The 9,855-nt window shown below is 68.1% G+C and carries 3 protein-coding genes; all 3 read left to right on the top strand.

Annotated features, from left to right (window positions below; all coding sequences use genetic code 11):
• Positions 1–2,071 (top strand): condensation domain-containing protein (locus tag WAW17_RS32955; RefSeq protein WP_422337026.1); only part of this gene is annotated, 2,071 nt, incomplete at its 5' end.
• On the top strand, positions 2,068–2,922 hold the full coding sequence (locus WAW17_RS32960; protein ID WP_422337027.1) for a 3-hydroxyacyl-CoA dehydrogenase family protein: 855 nt from the start codon (positions 2,068–2,070) through the stop codon (positions 2,920–2,922). The genes WAW17_RS32955 and WAW17_RS32960, both read left to right, overlap by 4 nt.
• Positions 2,909–9,855 (top strand): amino acid adenylation domain-containing protein (locus WAW17_RS32965; RefSeq protein WP_422337028.1); only part of this gene is annotated, 6,947 nt, incomplete at its 3' end. The genes WAW17_RS32960 and WAW17_RS32965, both read left to right, overlap by 14 nt.

The following is a 9,855-nucleotide window of genomic DNA, read 5'->3' on the forward strand; positions in this document are numbered from 1 at the left end:
GCACTACGGAACACGTCCCGCACTGATCGATCTGTACGAGCACCCCAGGGTGTCCGACTTCGCCGAACTCCTGCGGCCCGGTGGCTCGGCCGCCGCCGGTCTGCCGCCGGTCACCCGCCAGGACGGCTACGTCCTGTCGTTCGGACAGGTCCGGATGTGGTTTCACCATCATTTCGAGCCCGACACCACGCTGTACAACCTGCCGATGGTCAGCGAACTCCGGGGCGCGATCGACGAGAGCGCCGTCCGGGGAATGTGGGAAGACCTCGCGGCCCGGCACGAAGCGCTGCGGTCGAACTACGTCGAGGTGGACGGCGAACCGACGCTGAGGATCCGAGACGATCTCGGCGACTTCTTCTCCACCGTCGACGTGTCCGGTAAACCCGACCCGGTGGCCGCGGCGCGGTCGCTGGCGGCGCAGTCGGCGGCCGAGCCCTTCGACCTCGAACACGATCCGCTCGTCCGGGCACTGCTGGTCAAGCTCGGTCCCGACGATCACGTTCTGCACGTCACCACGCACCACTCCGTCAACGACGGGAGCTCGCCGCGGATCTTCGAACGCGAACTTCCCGCGCTCTACGCCGCCCGGGTCGCCGGGGAACCTGCGGACCTCGAGCCGCTACCCGTCCGGTACCGGGACTACGCCCGGTGGCAGCGTGACCTCGTCGCCAGCGCGGTCCTCGACCATGAACTCGACTATTGGAAGCGCGAGCTGGCGGACGCTCCGGTGTTGCGTCTGCCCACCGATCACCCGCGGCCGGCGCGCAAGAATTTCACCGGCGCCTTCCATTCCTTCACGATCGCGCCGGACCTCGCGCGGGATCTGCGGGCGGTGGCGCGACGAGAATCGGTGTCGTTCTTCGTCGTACTACTCGCGGCGTTCTTCCTGCTGATGTCCGGTCGCAGCGGTCAGCACGACATCGTGGTGGGAACACCCACCACAGGACGCAATCGACCCGAACTCGCCGGCCTGATCGGCTACTTCAACAGCACGGTGGCGTTGCGGGTGGAACTGACCGGTGAACCCGACGTCACGGAACTCTTCCGACGCGTCCAGGCGGTGGTGCTCGGTGCGCTCGAGCACCAGGAAATTCCGTTCGATCGCGTCGTCACCGCGCTCAGCGGCGACCGGGACCTCGCCAGGAGCCCGCTGTTCGATGTCTGTCACGTGCACCAGGAGTTGCCGGGGCTGCAGACGCTGGGGGCGGTGAGCGAGAAGGTCTTCGATCAGCAGCATCCGTCGACGGTGCGGTTCGGCGGGATACCCGCCGGGACAGCCAAGTTCGATCTGACCCTGATCACGACGGAGCGGGACGGCGAGGACGACATAGCCGCCGGACTCGAGTTCAGCACCGAACTGTTCACCGAGGCCACCGCCGCGGCGATGTGCGAAGAGTACGTCGCCCACTTGAAGACCATCAGCACAGTCCCGGGCTCCTACCCGATCGCCGAGTTCTTCGATCGAGCAAAGGACAGGGCCGTGGTGTCCGCGCCGGAACTGCTGGTGCCGGCGGACCGTCCACGGAACCCGGCCCGGGAGTACACCACCGCGAGCGTGTCCGAGAAGGTTGACGGTGACCTTCTGCGGCGCCTGGAGTCCTTGTCCGACAACGATCTCGATACCGCGATACTCGGCGGGTGGACCGTCCTTCTCGCCTGGTATTCGGGGCAGGACGCGGTGGCGATCGGACATGGCGACTCGGGTCGGCTGGTAGTGGACCTGTTCGACGAGCCGGACTTCGTGTCGCTCATGGACGGGATACGCCGGATGCGAACCTCGGATTTGCCTGCAGGTGACCGCTTGCCGGTCCACTACGCCGGAAACAGCGAAAACGCCGGAAACAGCACTAGCGCCGGAAACACCGCGTCGACCGCAGCGGGTGCCGAGTTGTCGCTGTCGTGGTCGCTGCGCGACGGACCGGGCCTGGTGCTCGAACTGGCATACGCCGTCGAACTCTTCGACGACAGCACTGCCGCGGGCATGGCCGCGGACCTGCGGGCGTTGCTGTCCGGCCTGGCGGATCACCCGGATCAGCCGGTCTACGAGGTGGCGGTGGAGGTGACGCGATGATCTCGGGACAGGTCGGCGTGGTGGGCGCGGGCACCATGGGCGCGGGTGTGGCCCAGTGCCTGGCACAGTCCGGTTACGCGGTGATCGTGGTAGACCCGAACGCCGAGGCGAGGGACCGGGCTCGAATGATGATGCACGACGCCGTTCGGTTGGCGATTCTGCTCGGTCGCGGCGCCGTCACTGCCAAACCCGCGGAGGTGATGGAGCGGGTGCAGTGGACGGATCGGATCGGCGAACTGAGCGAGGCGGGATTCGTGATCGAATGTGTGCCCGAGCGGATCGACCTCAAAGAGGAGATATTCACGGACCTCGATCGCCACTGCCCGCCCGACACCATCTTCGCCTCGTGCACCTCAGCCATCCCGATCGCGCGACTCGCCGCCGGCACCACCCGGCCGGCGCAGGTGCTGGGCCTGCATTTCATGAACCCTGCGCCGCTCGAGGAGGCGGTCGAGGTGGTGCGGGGCCCGCAGACGTCGGCCCGGACGATGGACCGTGCCCTGGGGCTGCTCCGGACGATGGGCAAGGAGGCCATCGTCGTCGGGGACGGACCGGGCTTCGTGCTGAACAGGGTCCTCATGCTGTGCATCGCCGAAGCGGCGGCCTCCCTCGACGCCGGGCTCGCCGACGCGGAAACCACCGACGCCGTGTTCGAGAAATGTCTCGGGCACCCGATGGGACCCCTGAAGACGGCAGACCTCATCGGTCTCGACAATGTTGCGGACACGATCAACGTCCTGCGTGAACTGACGGGTGACGGCCGGTATGCCGTGCCGCCGTCACTTGCGGCGCTTGTCGATGCGGGCCGGCTGGGTCGCAAAACGGGACAGGGATTCCATGACTACCGTTGACTCCCTGCCGCTCGTCGGCGATCAACTCGTCGCGCTGGGTGATTCGAACCCCGGGTTCGGTCAGTATCTCGAGATCGGCGGCCCACTCGACGAGACGGCCTTCGGTGAGGCAGTGCGGCGCGCGCTGTCCGAATGCGGCGGGCTGCACTGCACCTTCCCGTTCGATGGCGGTGAACGTGTCCAGGTTCCCGGACCGCCGCCGACTGTCGGACCCGAGGTGGTCGACCTCGGCGAGGACGAGGAACCGGGGGACTGGATAGAGCGGGAACGCCGGCCGATGGACCCCGCGAACGGACCCCTGTACCGGCACACTGTGTTCCGGCTACCTCGGCGAAGGTACGGCTGGTGTCAGCAGTACTCCCGGGTGGTGGCGGACGAGACGGCGATGGCGGAGATCACCCGCCGTGTTGCCGAGATCTACGACTGCCTCGTCGACAGCGGCCGTGAGGTTCCGCCCGTCCCGGCCGTCTGGCCGTTCGTTTCGCCCTCTGCGCGGGTGGAGGAGGAGCGCCGGTACCGCGAGAGCGAAGTGTGGCGGGACGACCGCCGGTACTGGGCGACGCGACTCGCCGGCACCGCACTACCCGAGGCCTTGCCGGAACCTGCGGCGGAGCACCGGGAACATCGGATACCGGTCTCGGCCGGTCTCGGCCGACTCGCCCGGCGCGGCGGCGGTGCGGAGGCGGTGCTACTGGCGGCTCTCGGCGTCTTCCGGATGGAACGCGCCGAGGCGGGCGAGGTGGTGGTGGGGCATCGCGTCGGCGGGACGATCGTGCCTGTGCCGATCACCGTCAGCCCCCACCTCACCTTCGAGACACTGCTCGCACGAGTGGGATTGGAACTGCGGCGTTCTCGCCGCCATCGTTACATGCGCGGCGTCGACGATCCGTGGCCCGAACCCGACGGCCGGGTGTGGGCGCTGGTGGGCGGAACGGAGCCGCCTGCGTTGACGAGGATCGGACGGAACACGGTCACCGGGGCGAGAACCTGGGGTGAGCCCGCCGAAATTCTCGCGACCGTGGCAGAAGAACCCGGTGCGTGGCGGATCGACGTGCGCGGTCCCGCCGGTGTTCCACAGCGAGTTGTCCGACTGCTCGACAGCCTTCTGGCGGCGCCCGAAAGACCCCTGGCGCGGCACCCGGTCCTCGGTTCGGCGGAGCAGAGTGTGCTGGTCCCGCTGCGAGGCCGTCGGGCCGTTCGGACCCGATTGCTGCCGGAGATTCTCGGCGAGGCGGCGGCCGTAAATCCGGGCGCTGTGGCTGTGACGTGCGGGGGTGCGCAGTGGTCGTACCGGGAAATGGAGGCCCGGTCGAACCGGCTGGCCCGGTTGCTGATCCGCCGCGGAGTCGGACCGGAACGGTTCGTGGCAGTGGCGATCCCGCGTTCGATGGACAGTGTGCTTGCCGTATGGGCGGTCGCGAAGTCGGGGGCGGCGTTCGTTCCGGTGGATCCGGGGTTACCTTCGGCCCGAATCGCGCAGATGCTTGCCGACTCCGGCGCGGTGTGCGGATTGACGGTGCCGGAGTGCCGCGGCACTCTGCCCGACACCGTGGAGTGGACGGACCTCACGGATCGTGATCCGGCAGGCTCCGAAAGGGACAGTGCGATAACTGATTCCGATCGCATACTGCCGCTGCGCAGCGCGCATCCCGCGTATCTGATGTACACGTCCGGATCCACCGGGACGCCCAAGGGCGTCGTGGTCACCCACGCGGGACTTGCGAACCTCGCGGACGAGGAGGTGCGGCGCCTCGGCGTCGATCCGCATTCCCGGGTGTCGCACAGTGCCTCGGCCGGTTTCGATGCGTCGGTATACGAACAGCTCATGGCCTTTGCTGCCGGGGCCGCGCTCGTCATCGTTCCGCGGCAGATCTACGGGGGAGAAGAACTCGCCGATCTCCTCACTGCGGAGGGTGTCACCCATGCATTCCTGACACCGTCGGTGCTGGCAACTCTCGACCCGGACGGATTGGAAGTCCTTCGGGTGGTGGTGGCGGCCGGTGAGATCTGCCCACCGGCGCTGGTGACGCGATGGGCGCCGGGACGAAGGCTGTTCAACGCATACGGGCCCACGGAAGCCACCGTTCAGGTGACGGTGAGTGAGCCGCTGCTGCCCGGGGAACCGGTGGACATCGGCGGTCCCACCTGTGGCGTCGAATTGCTGGTCCTGGACGGATGGTTGCGTCCGGTTCCGGTCGGCGCGCCCGGCGAACTCTACGTAGCGGGACCGGGTCTGGCGCGCGGATATCATCACCGCGCGGGAACGACCGCGGCAAGTTTCGTGGCGCATCCGTTCGGATCGCCGGGCTCCCGGGCATACCGGACCGGTGACGTGGTGCGGTGGACCGCGAGTCACCGGCTGGAGTACCTCGGGCGCAATGACTTGCAGGTGAAGCTACGTGGACAGCGTCTCGAGCTCGGCGAGATCGAGTCGTGCCTGCTGCGGTCGCCAGGAGTTGCACAGGCGGTAGTGGTCCTTCGGAAGGATCTCGGTGCGGGCGGCGGTCTGGTGGGGTACGCGGTGCCGGATCCCGGCGCCACCCTCGACGCTGCCGAGCTGACGGACTACCTCGGCTCGGCACTGCCCGCCCATCTCGTGCCCACCGCGATCGTCGTTCTCGACTCGCTGCCGTTGACGGTGAACGGCAAGCTCGACCGGGCAGCCTTGCCGTCCCCGGCAGCCTTACCGTCCCCGGCAGCCCCGTCGAGCCCGCTCCGGGAACCGCGCAGCGACGCGGAACAGTCACTGGCAGAGGTGTTTGCCGAGGTACTGGGTGTGGAGCGGGTGGGGATCGACGATTCGTTCTTCGCGCTCGGGGGCGACAGCATCCTGTCGATCCGTCTCGTGTCGCGCGCGAAGGCTCGCGGATTGTTCTTCACACCGCAGCAGGTATTCGAAGAACGCACGGTCGCCGGACTGTCAGCGGCGGCGCAGACAGCCGAGTCCGACACAGCGGTTCCGCTCGCCGAACTCGAGGGCGGCGGGATCGGAGTGTTCCCACCGACCCCTGTGGTGTGCTATCTGATCGAGCGCGGTGGTCACATCGACCGCTTCGAGCAGAGCATCATGGTGGACCTCCCTCTCGGTATCGACCGGGCGTCCCTGGTGGCCGTCGTGGCTGCGGTGCTCGCCCGCCACGACATGCTGAGATCCCGGTTGTACCGGAACCCGGACTGGCGGATGGAGGCCTTGCCGTCCGAACACGTGGACGCCGCCGCACTGCTGAAGCGGGTGGAATTCGACACCGGCCTCGGCGATCGGGAACTCGGCGAACTTGCGGCAGCCGAACGGGATTCGGCTGTGAGCCGGTTGTCGCCGGCGGATGCGGTGGTGGTGCAGTTCGTGTGGCTCGACCCGGCAGCACCCACACGTACCGGCAGGCTCGTCGTGGTGGCCCATCACATCGCGGTCGACGGAGTGTCCTGGCGGATACTGTTACCCGACCTCGCGACTGCCTGGGCGCAGGTCGCCGCAGGCCGACCACCGGAGCTCCCGCAACCGGGCACGTCGATGCGGACATGGGCACACGCGCTCGTCGAGGAGGCGCACCGGGATACCCGGGTCGCCGAGCTGCCGTGGTGGCAGGACGTCGCGGCGACGCCGGACCCACCGCTCGGAGACCGTTCGCTCGATTCCGGAGTGGATCTGGTGTCGACGCTGGAGAGCGTGCGCATCGAACTCTCCGCCGAGGACACGACCGCGCTGCTCACCACCATTCCGCAGCTCTACCGCGGCAGCGTCTCGGATGCCCTGCTCGCGGCACTGGTTGTCGCGGTGAGGAAGTGGCGAGCGCTCCGTGGTATCGCACAGGCGTCGACCCTGATCCGGCTCGAGGGCCACGGCCGCGAACAGCAGGTGGTGCCGGGCGCCGATCTCTCGCGCACCGTCGGCTGGTTCACCACGATCTTTCCCGTCAGGTTCGACCTCACCGGAGTCGACATCGAGGACGCGCTCACCGGCGGACCGGCACTGGGCGCGGCGATCAAGGCGGTGAAGGAGCAGTTGCGGACTGTGCCCGACGCGGGCCTCGGATACGGACTGCTGCGCTACCTGAATCCCGGCACGGCGACCCGGCTGCCCCGATCAGAACCGGGACAGATCAGCTTCAACTACCTCGGCCAGGGCTCGGTATTCGAGACCGGCCAGGGCTGGACCCCTGTCGACGCCTTCGGGGATGCCCGGCCTGCCCCGGATGCGGACATGCCGGCGTCGGCGGCGGTCGATATCAACGCCATCGTGCTCGACGGCCGGTTCACCGCCAACCTCGTGTATCCCGAAACCCTGCTGCCCCGTTCGGATGTGGAGGAGCTGGCCGGGCTGTGGCGCCGGGTGCTGTCGGCGATGGACGTCCACGCGCGCAGTCGGCAGGTGGGCGGACTGACACCCTCCGATCTTCCGCTGCTGGAGGTGAGCCAACCCGACATCGAGACGTGGGAGCGCCGATTCGGCCGGCTGAGCGATGTGTGGCCACCGTCCCCACTGCAGGCGGGTCTGCTGTTCCACGCACTGCTCGCCGAGACGTCGGTGGACGCCTACAAGGTCCAGCTGGTGCTGCACCTGACAGGCAAGATCGATGCACGTCGATTGCGCTGTGCTGCAGTACAATTGGTGGAACGGCACGCGAACCTTCGTGCCGCCTTCGTCCCCGATGCGGACGGACGCTTCGTGCAGGTGATACCCGAGCGCGTGGAGGTGCCCTTCCACGAGGTGGTCCTGGGTGACGTCGCCACCGAGTTCGCGCCGCTACGGGCGGCAGACTGGGCTCGGCCGTTCGACATGAGTCACCCACCCCTGCTTCGGTTCCTGCTCGCGACCACCGCGCGCGGCGAGGGCCGTCTGGTGATGACCCATCACCACACCCTGCTCGACGGATGGTCGATGCCGCTGCTCATCAGGGAACTCCTCGCGCTGTACGTCGCCGGTCCCGACGGCGCCGCGATATTGCCGCAAAGCCGCCCCTACCGCGACTACCTCACCTGGTTGAAGACCCGGGACGTCGACCGATCCCGCGCCGTGTGGGCAGAGGCATTGCGCGGCCTCGACGGGCCGACCCTGCTCACGCCTCCCGGCCGCGCGCGGCAACTGTCGGGCACTCCCGAACACATACGTATGGATCTGACCGAACGGCAGACCGAGGATCTCCTCGGGTTGGCACGTCGCCTGGACGTCACCCTCAACACCGTCGTCCAGGTGGCGTGGGGCATCCTGCTCGGTGCGCTGACATCGCGCAGCGACGTGGTGTTCGGGAACACGGTGTCCGGACGTGCTCCGCACATCCACGGCGTCGAGACCATGATCGGGCTGTTGGTCAACACCGTGCCCACGCGGATCACCCTGCGCGCGCACGAAACATCGTGCCGGCTACTCGCGCGGGTACAAGCAGAGCAGGCCGGACTGATCGACCACCACTACCTCGGGCTCGCGGACATCGCGCACGAGGCGGGTCCCCGGTTCGGGTTCGACACCGTGACCGTCTTCGAGTCGTATCCGGTGGACCGCGGAGGCCTGACGGAAGAAACCGACCTGGCCGGCATGCACGTTGTCGGATTGGACGGCGCCGACGCCACCCACTATCCGCTGACCCTCGCTGCCTCGGTGGACGACCGACTACACCTCACCGTGAACTATCTCCCCGACCTGTTCGATCGCGAGACGGTGTCGAGCATCGCCGACCGCCTCCGGCGTGTCCTCGACACCTTCGTCGCCGATCCGCACCTTCCGGTGGGGCGTGGGGATCTGCTCTCTCGGTTCGAGCGGCAGTCTCTGGTGCCGGCGCGCGGCGAACCGGGTGGACCCGGCAGGCTGCTACCCGACATCCTGTCGGCCGCGGCGGCACGGAATCCGGAGGCCGTGGCTCTGGGCTTCGAAGGGGCGGAGGTGACGTATCGCGAACTCGATGCGCGATCGAATCGCCTGGCACGGAAGCTGATCGACCGGGGTGCCGGACCGGAAATGTTCGTGGCGCTCGCGCTCGCGCGCTCGGTCGAGTGGGTGGTGGCGGTATGGGCGACGGCGAAGGCGGGTGCCGCGTTCCTGCCGGTGGATCCCGAACTTCCGGAATCGCGGATCAGCGAGATGCTCACCGATTCCGGTGCCGTCCTCGGCGTCACCGTCAGCGCGACACAACTACCCGGCGGTGTGACCTGTCTGCCGCTCGACGACCCGGGTCTCGATCGTTACCCGGACGACCCGGTCACCGATGCCGACCGGGTCGCACCGTTGCACCTGGAACACCCCGCGTACCTGATGTACACCTCGGGGTCCACGGGCAAGCCGAAAGGTGTGGTGGTGACGCACAGCGGTGTCGCGAACCTGGCTGCCGAGGAGGCGCAGCGCTTCGCGATGACACCGGACGCCCGGGTTTCCCAGATCGCATCACCGAGTTTCGACGCCTCGGTGTACGAACTCGTCATGGCGTTCTGCGCCGGTGCCAGGCTGGTGATCGCCCCGCCCCACGTGTACGGCGGCGACTCCCTGGCGGCACTGTTCGACGCCGAGCACGTCACGCACGCCTTTCTCACCCCGTCCGCGCTGGCCACAATCGAGCTGGCCACAATCGAGCTGGCCACAATCGAGCTGGCCACAGTCGAGCCGGACGTACTGGACTCGGTGCGCGTTCTGGTTCTGGCCGGTGAGGCCTGCCCGCCGGATCTGGCGGCACGGTGGGCACCCGGCCGGCACCTGTTCAACGCCTACGGCCCGACAGAAACCACCGTCCAGGCCACGATCAGCAGTCCGCTCCAACCCGACGGGCCGGTGACTCTCGGCGGACCCGCCCTCGGCTTCGACGTGGTGGTCCTCGATGACTGGCTGCGTCCGGTGCCCGTGGGCGCGCCCGGGGAGCTGTACGTGATCGGTGCGGGGCTGGCGCGGGGATATCACCGGCGTCCGGGATCGACGGCGGCCGGTTTCGTCGCCAACCCGTTCGGTGA

Source organism: Rhodococcus sp. (in: high G+C Gram-positive bacteria) (assembly GCF_049286785.1).
Lineage (GTDB): Bacteria > Actinomycetota > Actinomycetes > Mycobacteriales > Mycobacteriaceae > Rhodococcus_F.